Raw genomic sequence first — 18488 nt, 5'->3', positions numbered from 1 at the left:
GGCGGTCAGCGGGCCACCGCCCGGACGAACCGCCGCAGCTCCTCGACGAGCAGGCCGGGCACCTCCATGGCCGCGAAGTGGCCGCCCCGCGGGAACTCCGTCCACGACACCAGGTCGACCGCCTCGGCCACCGCCGCCCGCGGTGGCCGGAACAGGTCGTGCGGGAGCACCGCCACCCCGGTCGGCACGTCCCGCGACCAGCCGGGCACCGGCGCGTGCGCCCGCTCCCAGTACAGCTGGGCCGACGACGGCCCGGTGCGGGTGAACCAGTAGACCGCTGCGTTGGTGAGCAGCTGGTCGACGTCGACCTCGCTCGCCGGGTCGGTCCACTCGGCGAACCGCTCGGCGACCCAGGCGAGCAGCCCGGCCGGCGAGTCGGTGAGCGCCGGCGCCAGCGCCAGCGGCCGGGTGCCCTGCACCTTGGCGTAGCCGGACAGCTCGCGGGCGTACCGCGCCGCCTTCCGCTCCGCGGCCGGGTCGCCGTCGGGGGCCGGCCCGGGCGTCATGGTCACGTGCAGCCCGGCGACGTGCGCGCCGTCGGCGACGGCGAGGTCGCGGCCGACGTGGGAGCCCCAGTCGCCGCCGTGGACGACGTAGCGGTCGTGGCCGAGGCGGGCCACGAGCTCGGCCACCGCGCGGGCCATCCGGGCCGGCGTCCAGCCGCCGTCCGGCGTCGGGCCGGAGAAGCCGAAGCCGGGCAGCGAGGGGACGACGAGGTGCACCGCGTCGGCCCGGTCGCCGCCGTGGGACGCCGGGTCGCTGAGCGGACCGAGCACCCGCAGGAACTCCACCACCGAGCCCGGCCAGCCGTGCAGCAGCACGAGCGGGACGGCGTCCGGCTCCGGGGACCGCACGTGCAGCGCGTGGACGCGGGTGCCGTCGACCGTCGTCACCACCTGCGGCCAGGCGTTGAGCGCCGCCTCCTGGGCCCGCCAGTCCCAGCCCGACGCCCACCTCCCGGTCAGCTCCCGCACCCGCTCGACGGGGATGCCGCGCTCCCCGGCGAGGTGCTGGGCGACCGGCCAGCGGGTGCGCCGCAGCCGGTCGGCCAGGTCGTCGACGTCCGCCTGCGGCACGTCGACGCGGAAGGGGGTCACCTCGGTGCCGGCCACCCCGCGAGCCTGCCCGCTCAGCCGCCGTCCAGCAGCGCGGCGGCCTGCCGGGCCATCTCCAGCTCCTCGTCGGTGGGGACGACGAGGACGGCGACCGGGCTGCCGTCGGCGGAGACCACCCGGGCCGCCCGCGACGGGGCGGCGTTGCGTGCCTGGTCGACCACGATGCCCAGCGTCTCCAGCCCGGCCAGCGAGCGGGCCCGGACGACGGCGTCGTTCTCGCCGATCCCGGCGGTGAACACCACGGCGTCGGTGCGGCCGAGCACCGCCAGATAGGCGCCGACGTACTTGCGGACGCGGTGGCAGAAGACGTCGAGGGCCAGCGCGGCCGCCTCGTCGCCGGCCGCGGCCAGGCGGTGCACCTCGCGCAGGTCGCTGTGCCCGGCCAGGGCCAGCATGCCGCTGGAGGAGTTGAGCGCGCGGTCGACGGCGTCGGCGTCCAGGCCCGCCGTCCGGCGCAGGTGCGCCACCACCGCCGGGTCGACGTCGCCGGAGCGGGTGCCCATGACCAGGCCCTCCAGCGGGGTGAGCCCCATCGAGGTGTCCACGCTGCGCCCGCCGGCGACCGCGGCGGCGCTGGCCCCGTTGCCCAGGTGCAATACGACCACGTTGGTGTCGGCCACCGGGCGGCCGAGAACCTCGGCCGCCCGGCGGGACACGTACGCGTGCGACGTGCCGTGGAACCCGTACCGGCGGACGCCGTGCTCGCGGGCCCACTGCCGCGGCACCGCGTAGGTGTGCGCGTGGGAGGGGAGCGTCTGGTGGAACGCCGTGTCGAACACCGCCACGTGCGGCAGCCCCGGGAACGCCCGCCGGGCGACCTCGATGCCGGTCGCGTTGACCGGGTTGTGCAGCGGGGCCAGCGCCGCGAGGTCGCGGACGGCGGCGAGCACCCCGTCGTCGACGCGGACCGGCGTGGCGAACCGGGTGCCGCCGTGCACGACGCGGTGCGCCACGGCCGTCAGCCCGACGCCGGCGAGGTCCGGCCCGGCGTCGGCGAAGGCGTCGAGGGCGGCCGCCAGTGCGGCGGCGTGGTCCGGCAGCGGGCGCTCGGTCACCCGCGGGACGCCGCCGGGGCCGCGGTGGGTGAGCCGCCCGGTGGGCTGGCCGATCCGCTCGGCCAGCCCGGACGCCAGCGACGTCCCGCCCCCGACGTCGACGACGGCGTACTTGAGCGAGGACGACCCGGCGTTGAGCACCAGCACGGTCACGGCCGGGCCTGCTGTGGAGCCTGCCGCTGGGCCTGGATCGCGGTGATGGCGACGGTGTTCACGATGTCCTGCACGGTCGCTCCGCGGGACAGGTCGTTGACCGGCCGGCGCAGGCCCTGCAGGACCGGCCCGACCGCCACGGCCCCCGCACTGCGCTGCACCGCCTTGTAGGTGTTGTTCCCGGTGTTGAGGTCCGGGAAGACGAACACCGTCGCCCGCCCGGCGACGGCGCTGCCGGGCAGCTTGGCGCGGGCGACGCTGGCGTCCACGGCGGCGTCGTACTGGATGGGACCCTCGACGGAGAGGTCCGGGGCCTGCTGGCGCACCAGGTCGGTGGCCGCGCGCACCCGGTCGACGTCCGCGCCGCTGCCCGACCGCCCGGTCGAGTAGGACAGCATGGCCACCCGCGGCTCCACGCCGAACTGCGCGGCGGTGCGCCCCGAGGAGACCGCGATCGCGGCCAGCTGCTCGGCCGTGGGGTGCACGTTGACCGCGCAGTCGCCGTAGACCAGCACCCGGTCGGCCAGGCACATGAAGAAGACGCTGGAGACGATCGGCACGCCCTCGACCGTCCGGATCACCTCCAGGGCCGGCCGGATGGTGTGCGCGGTGGTGTGCGCGGCACCGGACACCATGCCGTCGGCCGTGCCGAGGGCGACCATCAGCGTGCCGGCGTAGGAGACGTCGACGACCACGTCGCGGGCCTGGTCCATGGGCACGCCCTTGTGCGCTCGGCGGCGGGCGTACTCGACGGCGTTCCGCTCGCGCAGCTCCGGGTCGAACGGGTCGACCAGCTCCGCGCCCTCGACGTCGACGCCGGCGCGGGCGGCCGCAGCGCGGACCTCCTCCGGCGCGCCGAGCAGGGTGAGGTCGACGACGCCGCGGCGCAGCAGCTTCTCCGCGGCGCGCAGGACGCGCTCGTCGGTGCCCTCGGGCAGCACGATCCGCCGGCGGTCGCTGCGCGCGCGGTCGAGCAGCTCGTACTCGAACATCAGCGGCGTCCGGACCCGCGGCTGCGACACCGCGACCCGGTCGAGCAGGTCCGCCCCGTCGACGTGCGCCTCGAACAGCGCCAGGGCCGTGTCCACCTTGCGGGTCGCCTCCGGCGTGATCCGCCCCGGCACGGCGGCCGCGGTGGACGCCGTGGCGTAGGTGTCCTGCGCGGTGAGCACCACCGGCAGCCCGGTGGGCAGCGTCTCGACCAGCTCGAGCACCCGGGGCGCCGGCGGGATGCCGCCGGTGAGGACCACGCCGGCCGGTGCCGGCAGCCCGCCGGACAGGTGCGCGGCGAGCACGCCGAGCAGCACGTCGGCGCGGTCGCCCGGGGTGATGACGACGACGTCGCCGACCAGCCGGTCGAGCAGGTTGGGCAGCGTCATGGCCCCCACGAGCACGCCGGAGGTCTCCCGCGACAGTGTCGCGGCGTCGCCGGCCAGCAGCTCGCCGTCGCAGGCCTCGGCGATCTCGGCGACGGTCGGCGCGGTGAGCACCGGGGCCTCCGGCAGGGCCCAGACCGGCAGGCCGCCGGCGGCCGTGGCCGGTGCCGCGGCGACCTCCCGCGGGTCGACCCGGTTGGCGACCACGGCGACGACCTCGCAGCCGGCCGACCGCATCGCAGCCACCCCGACGTCGGCGGCCGACCGGATGCCGGCCGCCGTCCGGTCGTGCCCGGAGACGACGGCCAGGACCGGGAGCCCCAGGTTGACCGCGATCCGCGCGTTGAGCGCGAGCTCTCCGGCGGCGCCCGCCTCGGTGAAGTCGGTGCCGACGACCAGCACCCGGTCGCAGCGGGCGGCCAGGGCGCGGTAGCGGTCGACGACCTCGGAGACGGCACGGTCCTCGTCGGCCAGGACGTCGGCGTACGGGACGCCCAGGCACGCCTCGTACGGCGGCCGCGGCTCCGGGGACCGCGGCAGCAGCAGGTCGACGACCCGGTCGGCGCCGTCCGCCGCCGTGACCACCGGCCGGAAGACGCCCAGCCGGCCGACCCGCCGGGCGAGCAGCTCGAAGACCCCCAGGGCGACGGCGGACTTGCCCGTCCCCGGCTCGCACCCGGTCACGTACAGCCCGTCGGACACCCGCACCTCCGTCCCGGCGGACGCCCCGTCGCGCACCGCGTCCCACCCGTGGCCGGAGGTCCCGTCCGACCCCTGGTCGGGCCCATCCTCCCGCGCGCGCTGGTCAGGGGCGACCCGTCGCGCGGCCGGTCGACTCGTCGACACGGCGGCAGGTCGACGTGTCGGCTCGACCGCGGGCCGCCCCGCGCGTGCGGGGGGACCGGTCAGGACTTCTTGCCGCCCTTCTTCCCACCCTTCTTGCCCAGCTCGCTCCGGGCGGCCGAGCTCGTACGGGGGTTCTTCTTGCCCTCCTCGTCGGCCTTGGCGTTCGCCTTCTTCGCCGTGTCGCTCCCCTTGCCACTCTTCCCGGCCACGCCGACCTCCCCGTCGAGGACCGCCACCCGGGTCCGGGCGGCGGAGCGCTGCCACTACCCCGGGTGCACCTGCCGCGACACCCCGCGCCGAGGGGCCGACGGGCCCGCTCGACGGCGGCCGGCCGGGCTCCGACGGGGTGTGCTGCGCGCCGCCCAACGGGCGCGCGGTCTCGGTGGGCGACCCGTCCACCGACGTCCCCGCAGGTCGCCCGACCGCGTGACAGCGACTGCGCCACGGACGCCCGCAGGTCAGGCCCGTCGACGCGGACGACGCAGCGACGATCGCGGTCCGGCGGCCGCCGGGTGACTACCGGGACCGGCTCCGGTCGTACTGGATCGAGGTGGACGGCATGCGCGTCGGACGGGTCAGCCGCGGCGCACGAGCCGACCTCACGGTGCCGCCGGGGGTACATGAGGTCAGGGCCACGATCGACTGCACGGGCAGCGAGACGGTGCGCGTCGAGGCGGTCGTCGGCCGACCGGTCCACCTGACCGTGGAGCCGGGAGGCAACGCCTCCCAGTTCTGGCACGTCCTGACGCGTGGGCGTTACCTGCGGCTGTCCGTCGACTGATCGGTCGTCCTCGGGCGGCCTGCTCGGGAGCACCGTGGACAGCACGGCCACTGCCGGTCGGCGACGGTGGGCGCAGCGGCAGCGTTCCGGCCGCTCGGACGGCGCCTCCGCGCACACGCTCGGGCGGGTGGGGCCGCGTCGAGGTGGTCGGCGCGCGGCCGCGCGGGGCACCCTCGGCGGGACGGGACGGGAGCACGAGGCACCTCAGCGCGGGCGGAGGCCGTCCAGCAGGGCGTCGACCGTCCGCTCCAGCAGGCGGTCGACGTCCGCGCCGGGCAGGGCGCCGCTGACCGACAGCGCGGCCACCCCGTGCAGGCCCGCCCACAGCGCGGTGGCCAGGGTCTCCGGGTCCCCCGGGACGACCTCGCCGCGGCGCTGGGCGTCGAGCACCACCCGGGCCGGCCCGGACACCGCGTCGGCCGCGTGCGGCGCCCCGCCGGTGCCCCCGCCGGTGGCCTCGCCGGTGGCCTTGCCGGCGGACATCAGCTCCAGCAGCGCCGATTCCGAGGTGGCGAAGCGGACGTAGGCCCGGCCGAGAGCCAGCACCCGGGACCGCAGGCCGGCGTCCGGCCCGGGGTCGGCGGCGGCCAGCCCGGCGTCCAGCCGCTGCCAGCCGGACGCGGCGAGCGCGGCGAGGAAGGCCCTCCGGTCGGGGAAGTGCCGGCTCGGCGCGGCGTGGCTGACGCCGAGGTCGCGGGCCAGCCGGCGCAGCGACAGGTCCGCCGGCGACCCGGTACGCAGCTGCTCGGCCGCGCGCTCCAGCAGCGCGGCGCGCAGGTCGCCGTGGTGGTAGGGCTGGTCGGGGTGCCGCACGGCGGGCAGGCTAGTCGATGTAGGCATTGCACACATTGTTGGCAGCGACTACATTCACTCACCATGACGAGTCGCTGGACCACCGCCGACATCCCCTCCCAGGCCGGCCGCACCGCCGTCGTCACCGGCGCCACCAGCGGGCTGGGCCTGGTCACCGCCCGCGAGCTCGCCGCCGCAGGTGCGCGCGTCGTCCTCGCCGTCCGCGACACCGGGCGCGGCGCGGCCGTGGCCGCGGGCCTGGCCGGTGACGTCGAGGTGCGCCGGCTGGACCTCGCCGACCTGGCCTCGGTGCGCGCCTTCGCCGAGGCGTGGCGCGGACCGCTGGACGTCCTGGTGAACAACGCCGGGATCATGATGGTCCCGGCGGGCCGCACCGCCGACGGCTTCGAGCTGCAGTTCGGCACCAACCACCTCGGCCCCTTCGCGCTGACGAACCTGCTGCTGCCGCAGGTCACCGACCGGGTGGTCACCGTCGCCTCCGGCGCGCACCGCATGGGCGAGATCTCCCTCGACGACCCCAACTGGGAGCGGCGGCGCTACTCCCCCGAGCGCGCCTACGGCCAGTCCAAGCTGGCCAACCTGCTGTTCACCCTGGAGCTGCAGCGCCGGCTGACCGCGGCCGGGTCCCCCGTCCGCGCGCTGGCCGCCCACCCGGGGTGGTCGGCGACGAACCTGCAGAGCCGCACCGGCAACCGGGCCAAGGACGGCGTCATGGCCGTGGGCAACCGGCTGCTGGCCATGGACGCCGAGCAGGGCGCCCTGCCGCTGCTGTTCGCGGCGACCGCCGACCTGCCCGGCGGCAGCTACACCGGCCCCGACGGCCCGCTGGAGATGCGCGGGTACCCGACGCTGGTCGGCCGCAGCCGGGCGGCCAGCGACCTGGCGACGGCGGCCCGGCTGTGGACCGCGTCGGCCGAGCTCACCGGCACCGACGTCCCGACCACCCTCGGCGCGGCCAGCCGCTGACCGCGTCGCTCACAGCGCCGGGAGGAGCAGCAGCGCGGTCGGCACCAGCAGCAGCAGGCCCGCCGACAGCAGCGCGAGCGCGCGGGCCCAGCCGGGCAGGGGCGCCGGCGGCTGCAGCAGCCGGACCACCCGGTCCCCGACCGCACTGCCGGTGACCGCCAGGGCCCCCGAGGGCACCCCCGCTCCCCCGGCGCCACCGGCCGCCACCACGATGGCGCGGGCCAGCGTGCGCCGGGGCGCGGGCCCGGGGAGCGAGGCCAGCGCGACGTCGTCGGCGCGCATCTCCACCAGCGTGCGCACCGCGGCGTGCGCCCGGGCCGCGGCGGGCAGCACCGGCAGCGCCGCCTCCCAGGCCACGAACGGCAGCAGGTAGAGGTGGTGGTGCTCACGGAGGTGCGCCCGCTCGTGCGCGACGACGGCGGCCAGCGCGGCGTCGTCCAGCTCGGCGACCATCCCCGAGGACAGCACCAGCAGCGGCCGCGCGCCGGGGATGCAGAACGCCACCGGGGCGGGGTGCTCCAGCAGCCGGGCGTCCGGCAGCGCGGCCGGCTGCACCACCAGCTCCAGCAGCTCCCGGTGCCGCCGCCGGGTGCGCGCGGTGCGCACCCAGGACAGCAGCAGCACGCCGAGCAGCTCGGTGGCCAGCACGCCGGCGAGGGTCAGGGTGGTCCAGTGGTCGCCGCGGACCGGTGTCCCGGCCGGCCGGCCGGTGAGCACCGCGCCGAGCGCCTCGGGCAGCGAGGCGCCCCACGGCGCCAGCCCGTGCACCAGCAGCGCGCCGATGATGGACAGGCCGCCGGCCAGCCCGAGCGCCTGCCAGCAGACCAGCGCGACCAGCGGGTCGCGGGGCGGCCAGCCGGCGCGGGCCAGCAGCGCCGGCACCGGCCAGGCCAGCAGCGCGGCCAGCACGGCGAGGGCCGCGGCGGTGGCGGGCAGCATCGGGCGCCGGTCAGGCGGTCGGCTCGCCCGGGCCGGCGGCGGCCAGCAGCGCGCGCAGCAGCCTCGCCTCGTCGGGGTCGACGCCGCCGACGAAGCGGGCGAGCACCGCCTGCCGGTCCCCGGCCTGCCCGAGCACCTCGTGCATGAGCTCGGCGGCGTGGTCCTCGCGGGTGCCGCGGGCCCGGAAGCGCCGCGGCCGGCCCTCGTCGTGGACGACGAAGCCCTTCTGCTCCAGCCGGGACAGCACGGTGTGCACGGTGGTCAGGGCCAGGCCGCGCCCGGCCAGGCCGTCGCGCAGCTCGGTCGCGGCCAGCGGGCCGTCGGCCGACCACAGCCGGTCCATGACCGCGCGCTCCAGATCTCCCAGCGACGCCACGGGCTCCTCCTGTCCTGCGCATCACACCCGGACTCTTCTACGCCTCGTAGAAGTTACCTTCTACGAGGCGTAGAAAAGGATGCGCCGATCGTACGACGACCAGGGAGGGCCCACCGTGGACGTGCTGGACGTCGCACGCTGGCAGTTCGGGATCACGACCGTCTACCACTTCCTCATGGTCCCGCTGACGATCGGGCTGGGGCTGCTGGTCGCCGTCATGCACACCATGTGGGTGCGCACGGACAAGCCCGAGTGGCTGCGGATGACCCGCTTCTGGGGCCGGGTCTACCTGATCAACTTCGTGCTCGGCGTGGCCACCGGGCTGGTGCAGGAGTTCCAGTTCGGCCTGGCCTGGAGCGAGTACTCGCGGTTCGTCGGCGACGTCTTCGGCTCGCTGCTCGCGCTGGAGGCGCTGCTGGCCTTCTTCCTGGAGTCGACCTTCCTCGGCCTGTGGATCTTCGGCTGGGGCCGCATCCCGAAGAAGCTGCACCTCGCCGCGCTGTGGGCCGCCGTCATCGGCTCGATCGTCAGCGCGTACTTCATCATCGCGGCCAACTCCTGGATGCAGCACCCGGTCGGCGTGGTCACCGACGACGCCACCGGCCGCCCGGTGCAGGTCGACTTCCTCGCCGTCCTCACCAACAACACCGCGCTGGCCGCGTTCAGCCACGCCGTCGTGGCCGCGCTCATGGTCGCCGGTGCCCTGCTGGTCGGCATCGGCCTGTGGCACCTGCGCCGCCGGCGGCTGGCCGGCCTCTCCCCCGACGACGTCGATCACCGGGTGTGGCGCCGCTCGGTGCGCCTGGGCGGGTTCGTCTCGCTGGCCGCCTTCGTGCTCGTCTCCCTCACCGGCGACTGGCAGGGCAAGCTCATGTACGCCCAGCAGCCGCTCAAGATGAGCTCCGCCGAGGCGCTCTGCGAGACCGAGGCGCCCGCCCCGTTCTCGGTGTTCGCCTGGAGCAAGCTCGGCTCCAACGAGTGCGACGACGTCCGCTCCATCACCATCCCCGGGCTGGTGTCCTTCCTCGCCCACGGCGACTTCTCCAGCCCCGTCCCGGGCGTCAACGACCTGCAGGAGCGCTACGCCGAGGTCTACGGCGCGACCTACCCCGACGACCCGTCCCGCTTCGGCGCGCTGGCCGGCGAGGAGGTCGACTACACGCCGCTGCTGGCGGTCTCCTACTGGAGCTTCCGGCTGATGATCGGCATGGGCGCGGTCTCCGCCGGGGTCGCGGCCTACGCGCTGTGGGCCACCCGGGGCGGCCGGGTGCCCACCTCCCGGCTCGGCGTGTACGGCGCGCTGGCCGCCGTCGCCGCGCCCTTCGTGGCCAACGCGACCGGGTGGGTGTTCACCGAGATGGGCCGCCAGCCCTTCGTCGTGTACCCCAACCCCGACGTGCCGGTCGAGGACCAGGTCTGGTTCTTCACCGCCCAGGCGGTCTCCCCCGGCATCACCGCCGCCGAGGTGTGGACGTCGCTGACGCTGCTCACCCTGGTCTACGGCGCCCTCGCCGCCGTCGAGCTGTGGCTGCTCACCCGCTTCGTGCGCCGCGGCGTCACCGGCGGGGACGGCGCTCCTGCCCCGGCCGCCGGCACCGACGACACCCACCGGGACGCCGACGACGACGTCCTCTCCTTCGCCCACTGAGGAACCCACCGTGGACCTGCAGACCCTCTGGTTCGCCGCCGTCGCGCTGCTCTGGACCGGCTTCCTGCTGCTCGAGGGCTTCGACTTCGGCGTCGCCGCGCTGCTGCCGGTGCTCGGCCGGCGCACCCCCGACCGGCACCTCATGCTGCGCACCATCGGCCCGCTCTGGGACGGCAACGAGGTCTGGCTGATCACCGCCGTCGGCGCGGTGTTCGCCGCCTTCCCCGGCTGGTACGCCACCTGGCTGCCGGCGCTGTACCTGCCGTTCGTCCTGGTGCTGTTCGGGCTGATCGTCCGGGCGGTGGCCTTCGAGTGGCGGCACGCCCACGCCGACCCGCGCTGGGACGCCGCCTGGACCCGGGTGGTCACCGGCGGCTCGCTGGTCGCCGCGGCCGGCATCGGCGCGGCGCTGGGCGCGACCACCCTCGGGCTGCCCATCGGCGCGGACGGCACCCGGGTCGGCGGCGCGTTGTCCGGGCTGGGCTGGCCGGCGCTGCTCGGCGCGGTCGCCGTCCTCGCCTTCTCGGTGGTGCACGGCGCGCTGTTCCTGGCGTTGAAGACCGACGGGCCGCTGCGGGTCGCCGCCCGCCACGTGGCGCTGCGGTGGGCGCCGGTGGCCGCGCTGCCGGTGCTGGCCTGGGCCGGCCTGGTGCACCTGCGGTCCGGGACGCCGGTCACCGGGGCGCTGTGGCTGGTCGCGGCGCTGGCGGTGCTCCTCACCTGGGCGCGGCTGCGAGTCGGCCGGGAGGGCCAGGCGTTCGCCGCCTGGGGGACGCTGCTCGCGGCGGCCGCCGCGACGCTCTTCGGGGCCGCCTACCCGGTCGTCGTCCCCTCGACGATCGACCCCGCGTTCGGCGTCACGATCGCCGACGCGTCGGTCAGCGACTACACGCTCACCGTGATGACCTGGGCGGCCGGCATCGGCCTGCCCGTGGTGCTGGGCTACCAGGCGTGGACCTACTGGGTCTTCCGGCAGCGGCTGACGGCCGAGCCGCAGCACACCGGGCCGCAGCACACCGAGGCGCAGGCGTGAGCTCCGACCGGGGTCCGCTGGGCCCGCTCGCCGGCGTCCCGGGAGTGACCGGGGCGCTCGCCCGCGCCGGGGCCGCCGCGCTCGGCCAGGTCGCCGGGCTGGTGCTGCTCGCTGCCGGCCTGGCGCACGCCGTCGCCCGCGCGGCCGGCCAGGACGACGGCGGGGTCGGGACGCCGCTGCTGGTGGCGGCCGCCGGGGTCGCGCTGCGCGCCGTCGCCGGCTGGGCCGGGGAGCTGCTCGCCGCCCGGGACGCCCGGCGCGCCGAGGAGCGGCTGCGCGCCGCGCTGGTCGCCCGGCTGGCCGCCTCCCCCGCCGCGGTCGCCGCCGCCGGCGGTCCCGGCCCGGCCGCGGTCCTGGCCACCACCCGGCTGGCCGACCTCGGCCCCGCCCTGGCCACCCGGCTGCCCGCGCTGGCCCAGGCGGTCGTCGTGCCCCCCGTGCTGCTCGCCGTCCTGGCCTGGACCGACCTGCTCTCCGCCGTCCTGGTGCTGGTCACCCTGCCGCTGGTGCCGGTGTTCATGGTGCTGGTCGGGCTCACCACCCGGGACGGCACGTCGGCCGCCGCCCGCGCGCTGGACCGGATCGCCGCGCACGTCGCCGAACTGGTCCGCGGGCTGCCGGTGCTGGTCGGCCTGGGCCGGGCCGCCGAGCAGGCCGCGGCGCTCGCCGAGCTGGGCGAGGCCGCCCGCCGGCGCACGACGGCGACGCTGCGGCTGGCCTTCCTCTCCGCGCTGGTGCTCGAGCTGCTCGCCACCCTGTCGGTCGCGCTGGTCGCGGTCACCGTCGGGCTGCGGCTGGTGCACGGCGACCTGGCGCTGGCGGTCGGGCTGACCGCGCTGCTGCTCGCGCCGGAGGCGTTCGTCCCGCTGCGCGCCCTGGGCGCGGCGCACCACGCCGGCGAGGACGCCGCCCTGGCCGCCGCCGAGGCCCGCGCGGTGCTGGGGGCGCCGGCCTCGGGCGCGATGGGCACCGCGCCGGCGCCGTCCCCGGCCGGGTCCCCCGGTGCCGACGACCCGCGCGGTGCCGACGTCGCCCTCACCGGGCTGGCCGTCCGCTTCCCCGGTCGCACGGTGCCCGCGCTGCCCCCGGTCGACCTCGCGGTGCGGCCCGGCGAGCTGGTCGCGCTCCGCGGCGCCAGCGGCTCGGGCAAGTCCACCCTGCTCGCCGTCCTCGCCGGGGTGGCCGACCCGTCCGCGCAGGTCGACGGCACGGTGACCGGCGTCCCGGCCGGCGGGGTCGCCTACGTGCCGCAGTCCCCGCGCACCACCGGCACCACGGTCGCCGACGAGCTGCGCCGGCACGCCGGCTCGCAGCCGGGCGTGGACGAGGTGGTCGGCGAGGCCTACGTCGTCGAGGCGCTGGCCCGCGTCGGCGCGGCCGGCCTGGCCGGCCGCGCCTGCACCACCCTGTCCCCCGGCGAGCTGCAGCGGGTGGCGCTGGCCCGGGCGGTGGTGCGGGTCCGCCGCGGCGCCCGGCTGCTGCTGCTCGACGAGCCGACCGCGCACCTGGACGACGACGCCGCCGCGACGGTGGCCGCGGTGCTGGCCGGCCTGCGCCGCACGGTGAGCGTCCTGCTGGTCACCCACGACCCCGCCCTCGCGGCGCTGGCCGACCGCACCGTCGAGCTCGCGGGCGCCGGCGCCCCCACCGCGGTTCGTGCACACACCGCCGCGACACCCCCCGTCGCCACGACGGCACGTGCACACACCGTCGCGCCGGCTCCGGCCGCGCCGGCCGGGCAGCGCGCCGGGGTGCGCTGGCCGCGGCGGGCGCTGGCGCGGGCGGTGGCCGCGGGCACCGCGTCGGCCGGCGCGGGCGTGGCGCTGACCGCGGTGTCCGGCTGGCTGATCGTGCGGGCCGCGGAGATGCCGCCGGTGCTCACCCTGCTGGTCGCGATCGTCGGCGTGCGGGCGTTCGGCCTGGGCCGGGCGGGCCTGCGCTGGGTGGAGCGGATGACCGCGCACGACGCGGTGCTGCGGCTGGCCGCCGACCTGCGGGTGCGGGTCTGGCGGGCGCTGGCCGCGCAGGGCCTCGCGGCCGACCGGACGCCGGGCTCGGCGCTGGCCCGCGTGGTCGGCGACGTCGGCCTGGTGCAGGACCTCGCGGTGCGCGTCGTCCCCCCGGCGGTGGTCGCCGGCACCGTGACGACGGCGACGCTGGGCGCGCTGGCCCTGGTCTCCCCCGCCGCCGGTGCGGCCGCGGCGGCGGTCCTGCTCGCCGCCGTCGCGCTCGTGCTCGCCGCGCACCGGCGGGTCGACGCGGGCGCCGCGCGCGCCGAGGCCGCGCTGCGGGTCGCCGCGCTGCGGGACACCACCACGGTGCTGGAGGGGGCGGCCGACCTGCGGGCGCACGGCCTGGCCGGCCGGACGGCGGCCGACCTGGCGGGGCCGGCCGCGGAGCGCACCGCGGCCGACCGCGCCCGCACCCGGGCCGGCGCGCTGGGCACCGCGGCGGTCGTCCTCGGCACCGGGCTGGCGGCGGTCGCCGCCGCAGCGGCGGGGGCCGCGGCCGGGGTCACCGGCCCGGCGGTCGCGGTGCTCGCCCTCGCGCCGCTCGCCCTGACCGAGCCGCTGGCCGGGCTGGTGACCGCGCTGCAGCGACGCGGTGCCCTGGCCGACGCCCGCGCCCGCCTCGACGCCGTCCTCACCGCGCCGGTGCCGGCCGACCCGGCCGACCCGCTGCTCGTCCCCGCGCCGGTCCGCGGGCTCCGGACCGACGGCCTGGTCGCCGGCTGGCCCGGCGGGCCCGACGTGCTGCGCGGGCTGACCGCGCGGGCTGCGGCCGGGGACGGCTGGCTGGTCGTGCGCGGGCCCTCCGGATCCGGCAAGTCGACCCTGCTCGCCGTGCTGCTCGCCGCGCTGCGGCCGCGCGCCGGCCGGTACGCCCTCGACGGCGTGGACAGCGGCCGGTTGACCGGGGACGGCGTCCGCTCCCAGATCGCCTGGCTGCCGCAGGACGCGCACGTCTTCGCCGCCACGATCCGCGCCAACCTGGCCCTGGCCGCGCCGCGCGGCGAGCTGGGCGGGCCCGGGGGCGGGGCCCGGATGCGCGCCGCGCTGGCCGCCACCGGGCTCGGCGGGCTGCTGGCCGGGCTGCCCGACGGGCTGGACACCCCGGTCGGCGCGGGCGGCACCGCGCTGTCCGGCGGGGAGCGGCGCCGGCTGGCCGCGGCCCGCGCGCTGCTGGCCGACCGGGACGTCGTGCTGCTCGACGAGCCGACCGCGCACCTGGACCCGCCGACCGCCGCCGCGCTGCTCGGCGACCTGCGCGCCGCGCTGGCCGGCCGGGTGGTGGTCTGCGTGACGCACGACGACACCGTGGAGCGGGCCGGTGACACCGTCGTCCGGCTGGGCGCCGCGCGGCCCGCGCCGGTGCACTGAGACCGGTGCACGGAGACCGGTGCACGGAGGACCGGAGACCCTCCCGTCCCGTCGGCCCCCTCGGGCACCCTGCCGGGCATGGACGCGCCCTTCACCGGATCGGTCTTCCTCGGCATGAGCGTCGACGGGTTCATCGCCCGGCCCGACGGCGACCTCGCCTGGCTCACCGGCGGGGACGACGCCGGCGGCGCGCCGGACGACGGGCAGGGCGGCGACTTCGGGTTCGCCGAGTTCGTCGCCGGTGTGGACGCGCTGGTGATGGGCCGGGCCACCTACGAGGTGATCGCGCCGATGGCGGAGTGGCCCTACCAGGGCCGGCCGGTGCACGTGGTCAGCACCACGCTGGAGCGGGGCGCCGACGACCGGATCACCGTGCACGGCTCGTTCGACGACGCGGTCGCCGCGCTCACCGCCGCCGGGTACCGGCGGGTGTACGTCGACGGCGGCCGGCTCGTGCACACGTTCCTCGCCGCTGGGCTGGTCGGGGAGCTGACGCTGTCCCGGGTGCCGGTGCTCATCGGCGAGGGGCACACGCCGTTCGGGCGGCTGCCGGCCGACGTGCCCCTGGAGCACGTGCGCACCCGCACCTACCCCGGCGGGATGGTGCAGACCACCTACCGGGTGCGCGGCGGGGGCTGAGCCGCGGGCACGTGCACCGGGATCTCCGGGCCCAGCCGGGCGCCCCGCAGCAGCCGCAGGTCGTCACCGGACCAGAAGCTGCCCGGGTCGTAGGCATTGCGCGGGCGGCGGGCGTCCAGCAGGCCCATCGCGGTGTAGGTGGTGGCCACCAGCTCCGCGCAGTACACCGCCTCCGCCGACGTCCCCCGGCGCAGCCGCCCGGTCAGCCACCCGCGGGCCAGCGCCGGGGTGGTGGGGAACGGCCGCCCGTCCAGCCGGGCGATCGTGCGCAGGACGGCGTCCTCCATCACCGGGGTCACGCCGCCGTCGTCGGCCGGGCCGACCAGCTGGCGCAGCCAGGCACGCTGCCCGTAGCGCTGCCGCCAGGTGCGGACGGCGTCGGCGAGGTCGTGCAGCTGCACCCCGCGCTGGTGCGCGCCGGTCCACACGTCGGGCAGCGAGCGGCCGAGCTCGGCGTGCCAGAGCAGCGGCGGCAGGTCCTCCAGGACGACGGCCATGCCCACGTGGTTGACCGGGGCGTTGGTGAGCGTCCGGATCGCCCGGTCGGCCGGCGAGCGGCCGCGGAACACCCAGACGTCGCCGGTGCGGGTGAGGTCGACCGCCTCGTCCAGGGTCAGCTCGGGCACGGCGCTACGGTGGGGCGGTGCGCCCGTGGAAGCTGCTGGGCCTGGCCGGCCTGGCCGGTGTCGCGGCGACCGGGGCGGTGCTGGCCCGCGGCGAGCGACAGCGCCGGGCGCACACCCCCGAGGAGATCCGCGCCCGGCTGCGCGAGCGGCACGCCGCGCTGGCCGACGCCCCTGGGCCCGCGTCGCCCGCCGCGCCGGCCCCCGGGCGCGGGGGCCGCCTGACCCGGCTGCTGCGCCGCCGCGGGGTGTGAGCCAGCCGCGCCGCGCCCATGCCCCGGGGGGTGCCCGACGACTCCCCCGCGCCCACCGCGGGCTCCCGCGACCCGCGCGGCCGGCGGACGACCACGGAGAGCGTCGGTGAGCGGCACCTCCACCGGAACGCCACGACCGCGGCTCGACACAGGGCTGCTCAGTCCGGCGGCTCCGGCAGGACGACGACGCCGTCGCCGTCCGCGCACAGCCACTCCCCCTCGCGGAACACCACCCCGGCGAACACCACCGGCACGCCGGCCTGCCCGGAGTGCAGCCCGCGCTGGCTGCGGCGCGGGTAGGCCGCCAGCGCGCGGACCCCGAGCGGCTGGGCGGCCAGCTCGTCGGCGTCCCGGATGCAGCCGTACACGACGATCCCGGCCCAGCCGTTGGCCGCCGCGGAGACCGCCAGGTTGCCGCCGACCAGCCCGCAGCGCAGCGAGCCGCCGCCGTCGACGACGAGCACCCGGCCGTCCCCGGGGCCCTCGACCGCGGCCTTCACCAGGGTGTTGTCCTCGAACACCTTCACCGTGGCGATCGGCCCGCAGAAGGCCGGCCGCCCGCCGAAGGACCGGAACACCGGGTCGCACACCTGGGCCTCCGGGTGCGCGTCGCAGAGGTCGGTCGTGGCGGGCGGCCGGGCGGCGGTCATGAGGCCAGCCTGGCGGGCCCGGCGGCGATCCGCTCGACCACGGCGTCGGTGAACCCCGCCGTCGAGGCCGACCCGCCGAGGTCGCGGGTGCTGATCCCGTCGCGCACGGCGTCCCGCACGGCGTCCTCCACCCGCACCGCGGCGTCGGCGGCCCGTGCGTCGCCGTGCCGGGTGCCCAGCCAGTCGAGCAGCATCGCCGCCGACAGCACCATCGCGACCGGGTTGGCCAGCCCCCGCCCGGCGATGTCCGGCGCGGAGCCGTGCGCCGCCTGGGCCATGGCCCGGTCGTCGGAGGCGTTCAGCGACGGCGCGGTGCCCAGGGACCCGGCCAGCTCCCCGGTCAGGTCGGACAGGATGTCGCCGAACATGTTCTCGGCGACGACGACGTCGAAGTCCGCGGCCCGGCGCAGCAGGTGCACCGTCATCGCGTCCATGTGGGCCTCGTCGACCGTCACGTCGGGGTACTGCTGCGCGACCTCCAGGCAGACGCGCCGGAACAGGCCCGAGCTCAGCGGCAGCACGTTGGCCTTGTGCACCACGGTCACCCGGGAGCGCCGGCGCCGGGCCAGCCGGAAGGCCGCGTGCGCGACCCGCTCGACCGCGCGGCGGGTGAAGACGCCCATCGCGATCGCGACGTCCGGGGTGGGCATGTACTCGCCGGTGCCGGCGTGGGTGTTGCGGTCGGCGTAGAAGCCCTCGGTGTTCTCCCGGACGACCACCAGGTCGGTGTCCGGCGCGAGCGCCGCCCCGCCCGCGAACGCCCGGGCCGGGCGGATGTTGGCGTACAGGTCGAAGTGCGTGCGGATGGCGCCGCTCGGGTTCAGCCGGGACCGGAACGGCTCGGGGTAGGCGGCGCTGTCGTGCGGGCCGAGCAGCCACCCGTCCAGACCGGCGAGCGCCTCGAGCGTGCTGTCCGGGACGGCGCTGCCGTGGGTCCCGATGGCGGCGGCCCCCAGGGGCAGCTCGTCCCACTCGACCGGCTCGGCTCCGACAGCGGCCATGGCGGCGTCGACGGCGCGCACCGCGGCGGGGACGACCTCCGGGCCGATGCCGTCGCCCAGGAGGACGCCGAGGCGGTAGGCGCTCATGCCGGGGTCGCTCCCCTGTCGGCGTCGGACAGGTGCTCGACCGTCTCGCCGGTCGCGGTGATCGTCCGGGTGACGTCGCGGCCGCCGTAGACCCAGTAGATGGTCATCGGGCCCGCGCCGCGGTTGCGGAAGCAGTGCGGCACCCCGGCCGGCACCCAGGTGGCCTCCCCGGCGACCAGGTCGAACTCGTCGTCCCCCACGACGGCGGTGGCCTCGCCGTCGAACACCAGCACCGTCTCCTCGACGTTGTGCGAGTGCAGCGGGATGCCGGTGCCGGGCGCGAACACGGTCATCCCGGTGGTGACCGTGTTGGTCGCGCAGTTCCACCTGCCCACGAACGGGATCGTGGTGACCCCGTTGCCGCGGTCGAAGCGCTCGATCCCGTCGGGCCGCAGCACCAGCGACGGCGGCACCGGCCGGCTCATGCCGACTCCCCGGTCGTGTGGCTGACCAGCAGCTCGCCGGGGGTGTTCACCTGACCCGCGACCACCTGCTCCGCGACCTGCCGCCACCGCGCGAAGTGCGCGGACGCCTTGTGCGCGGCGAAGGCGTCCGCGTCGCGGTAGAGCTCGTAGAGCACGAAGCGGTCGGGGTCGTCGGCGACCGAGCAGACGTCGAAGCGCAGGCACCCCGGCTCCTCGCGGACGGACGCCGCCGCGTTGGCGGCCATGCCGGTCAGGAACTCATCCCGCCGGCCCGGTCGCACCTGCATCTGCACCACCAGGCTGAACACCGTGGTCCTCCCCGTCGTTG

19 protein-coding genes are annotated in these 18488 nt (G+C 77.5%); 7 read left to right on the top strand and 12 right to left on the bottom strand.

Annotation, left to right across the window (positions count from 1 at the left end; translation table 11 throughout):
- Positions 1-5: 5 nt before the first annotated feature.
- The 4 genes from CHB98_RS16300 to CHB98_RS21770 all read right to left on the bottom strand — a co-directional run bounded on the left by CHB98_RS16300 (position 6) and on the right by CHB98_RS21770 (position 4754).
- On the bottom strand, positions 6-1112 hold the full coding sequence (locus CHB98_RS16300) for an epoxide hydrolase family protein (RefSeq protein ID WP_089306646.1): 1107 nt from the start codon (positions 1110-1112) through the stop codon (positions 6-8).
- Positions 1113-1129: 17 nt separating this feature from the next.
- Positions 1130-2323 (bottom strand): acetate/propionate family kinase, encoded by a 1194-nt coding sequence (locus CHB98_RS16295; RefSeq protein ID WP_089306645.1) that lies wholly within the window; start codon positions 2321-2323, stop codon positions 1130-1132.
- Positions 2320-4401 carry a phosphate acetyltransferase gene (pta, locus tag CHB98_RS16290; protein ID WP_089306722.1) on the bottom strand — a complete coding sequence of 694 codons (2082 nt, stop codon included), beginning with the start codon at positions 4399-4401 and terminating at the stop codon, positions 2320-2322. The genes CHB98_RS16295 and pta overlap by 4 nt, the downstream gene beginning before the upstream one ends.
- Before the next feature lie 203 nt (positions 4402-4604).
- Positions 4605-4754 (bottom strand): hypothetical protein, encoded by a 150-nt coding sequence (locus CHB98_RS21770; RefSeq protein WP_179224591.1) that lies wholly within the window; start codon positions 4752-4754, stop codon positions 4605-4607.
- A gap of 341 nt (positions 4755-5095) precedes the next feature.
- Between CHB98_RS21770 and CHB98_RS16285 the strand changes: the two genes are divergently transcribed.
- The gene (locus tag CHB98_RS16285; protein ID WP_089306644.1) at positions 5096-5326 is read left to right on the top strand and encodes a hypothetical protein; all 231 of its coding nucleotides are present in this window, start codon (positions 5096-5098) and stop codon (positions 5324-5326) included.
- A 204-nt stretch (positions 5327-5530) separates the two neighbouring features.
- On the opposite strand, the gene CHB98_RS16280 is transcribed toward CHB98_RS16285, so the two are convergent.
- Positions 5531-6139 carry a TetR/AcrR family transcriptional regulator gene (locus tag CHB98_RS16280; protein ID WP_218822394.1) on the bottom strand — a complete coding sequence of 203 codons (609 nt, stop codon included), beginning with the start codon at positions 6137-6139 and terminating at the stop codon, positions 5531-5533.
- 63 nt (positions 6140-6202) lie between these two features.
- Here CHB98_RS16280 and CHB98_RS16275 point away from each other — a divergent pair, with 63 nt between their 5' ends.
- Positions 6203-7105: an oxidoreductase gene (locus CHB98_RS16275; protein ID WP_089306642.1), complete on the top strand. Its 903-nt coding sequence runs from the start codon at positions 6203-6205 to the stop codon at positions 7103-7105.
- 9 nt (positions 7106-7114) lie between these two features.
- Here the strand turns inward: CHB98_RS16275 and CHB98_RS16270 are convergent, their stop codons facing one another.
- Together CHB98_RS16270 and CHB98_RS16265 are read right to left on the bottom strand one after the other, a co-directional pair.
- Positions 7115-8044: a M48 family metalloprotease gene (locus CHB98_RS16270; protein WP_089306641.1), complete on the bottom strand. Its 930-nt coding sequence runs from the start codon at positions 8042-8044 to the stop codon at positions 7115-7117.
- 10 nt (positions 8045-8054) lie between these two features.
- A complete protein-coding gene (locus CHB98_RS16265; protein WP_089306640.1) occupies positions 8055-8420 on the bottom strand; it encodes a BlaI/MecI/CopY family transcriptional regulator in 366 nt (121 codons plus the stop codon).
- A gap of 115 nt (positions 8421-8535) precedes the next feature.
- On the opposite strand from CHB98_RS16265, the gene CHB98_RS16260 reads away from it, so the two are divergent.
- The 4 genes from CHB98_RS16260 (at position 8536) to CHB98_RS16245 (ending at position 15120) form a co-directional block, all read left to right on the top strand.
- On the top strand, positions 8536-10068 hold the full coding sequence (locus tag CHB98_RS16260) for a cytochrome ubiquinol oxidase subunit I (protein ID WP_089306639.1): 1533 nt from the start codon (positions 8536-8538) through the stop codon (positions 10066-10068).
- A gap of 10 nt (positions 10069-10078) precedes the next feature.
- A complete protein-coding gene (gene cydB, locus CHB98_RS16255; RefSeq protein WP_089306638.1) occupies positions 10079-11101 on the top strand; it encodes a cytochrome d ubiquinol oxidase subunit II in 1023 nt (340 codons plus the stop codon).
- Positions 11098-14481 (top strand): thiol reductant ABC exporter subunit CydC, encoded by a 3384-nt coding sequence (gene cydC, locus CHB98_RS16250; RefSeq protein ID WP_089306637.1) that lies wholly within the window; start codon positions 11098-11100, stop codon positions 14479-14481. Before cydB ends, cydC begins: the two co-directional genes overlap by 4 nt.
- A gap of 78 nt (positions 14482-14559) precedes the next feature.
- A complete protein-coding gene (locus CHB98_RS16245) occupies positions 14560-15120 on the top strand; it encodes a dihydrofolate reductase family protein (protein ID WP_089306636.1) in 561 nt (186 codons plus the stop codon).
- Here the strand turns inward: CHB98_RS16245 and CHB98_RS16240 are convergent.
- On the bottom strand, positions 15096-15746 hold the full coding sequence (locus tag CHB98_RS16240) for a hypothetical protein (protein ID WP_089306635.1): 651 nt from the start codon (positions 15744-15746) through the stop codon (positions 15096-15098). The genes CHB98_RS16245 and CHB98_RS16240 overlap by 25 nt on opposite strands.
- 17 nt (positions 15747-15763) lie before the next feature.
- On the opposite strand from CHB98_RS16240, the gene CHB98_RS16235 reads away from it, so the two are divergent.
- Complete coding sequence (locus CHB98_RS16235; RefSeq protein WP_089306634.1) at positions 15764-15997, top strand: hypothetical protein; 234 nt, start codon at positions 15764-15766, stop codon at positions 15995-15997.
- A 158-nt stretch (positions 15998-16155) separates the two neighbouring features.
- Here the strand turns inward: CHB98_RS16235 and rraA are convergent, their stop codons facing one another.
- From rraA to CHB98_RS16215, 4 genes are read right to left on the bottom strand one after another with little or no spacing between them, the layout of a single operon-like run.
- Entirely contained in the window at positions 16156-16647 is a 492-nt protein-coding gene (rraA, locus tag CHB98_RS16230; RefSeq protein ID WP_089306633.1) for a ribonuclease E activity regulator RraA, read from the bottom strand.
- Positions 16644-17735 carry an isocitrate/isopropylmalate dehydrogenase family protein gene (locus CHB98_RS16225; RefSeq protein WP_089306632.1) on the bottom strand — a complete coding sequence of 364 codons (1092 nt, stop codon included), beginning with the start codon at positions 17733-17735 and terminating at the stop codon, positions 16644-16646. The genes rraA and CHB98_RS16225 overlap by 4 nt, the downstream gene beginning before the upstream one ends.
- Positions 17732-18160, bottom strand: coding sequence for a cupin domain-containing protein (locus tag CHB98_RS16220; RefSeq protein WP_089306631.1), 429 nt, complete (start codon positions 18158-18160; stop codon positions 17732-17734). Before CHB98_RS16220 ends, CHB98_RS16225 begins: the two co-directional genes overlap by 4 nt.
- Positions 18157-18468 carry a putative quinol monooxygenase gene (locus tag CHB98_RS16215; protein ID WP_089306721.1) on the bottom strand — a complete coding sequence of 104 codons (312 nt, stop codon included), beginning with the start codon at positions 18466-18468 and terminating at the stop codon, positions 18157-18159. Before CHB98_RS16215 ends, CHB98_RS16220 begins: the two co-directional genes overlap by 4 nt.
- Positions 18469-18488 lie beyond the last annotated feature (20 nt).

The sequence above is a fragment of the Geodermatophilus pulveris genome (assembly GCF_900188375.1).
Lineage (GTDB): Bacteria > Actinomycetota > Actinomycetes > Mycobacteriales > Geodermatophilaceae > Geodermatophilus > Geodermatophilus pulveris.
This window is presented reverse-complemented; position numbering and strand designations above follow the sequence as displayed.

Bases quoted from the DNA above. Each gene is read 5' to 3' on its own strand.
- CHB98_RS16275 (WP_089306642.1), top strand. From the start codon at position 6,203: ATGACGAGTCGCTGGACCACCGCCGACATCCCCTCCCAGGCCGGCCGC.
- CHB98_RS16270 (WP_089306641.1), bottom strand. From the start codon at position 8,044: ATGCTGCCCGCCACCGCCGCGGCCCTCGCCGTGCTGGCCGCGCTGCTG.
- CHB98_RS16245 (WP_089306636.1), top strand. From the start codon at position 14,560: ATGGACGCGCCCTTCACCGGATCGGTCTTCCTCGGCATGAGCGTCGAC.
- rraA (WP_089306633.1), bottom strand. From the start codon at position 16,647: ATGACCGCCGCCCGGCCGCCCGCCACGACCGACCTCTGCGACGCGCAC.
- CHB98_RS16225 (WP_089306632.1), bottom strand. From the start codon at position 17,735: ATGAGCGCCTACCGCCTCGGCGTCCTCCTGGGCGACGGCATCGGCCCG.
- CHB98_RS16220 (WP_089306631.1), bottom strand. From the start codon at position 18,160: ATGAGCCGGCCGGTGCCGCCGTCGCTGGTGCTGCGGCCCGACGGGATC.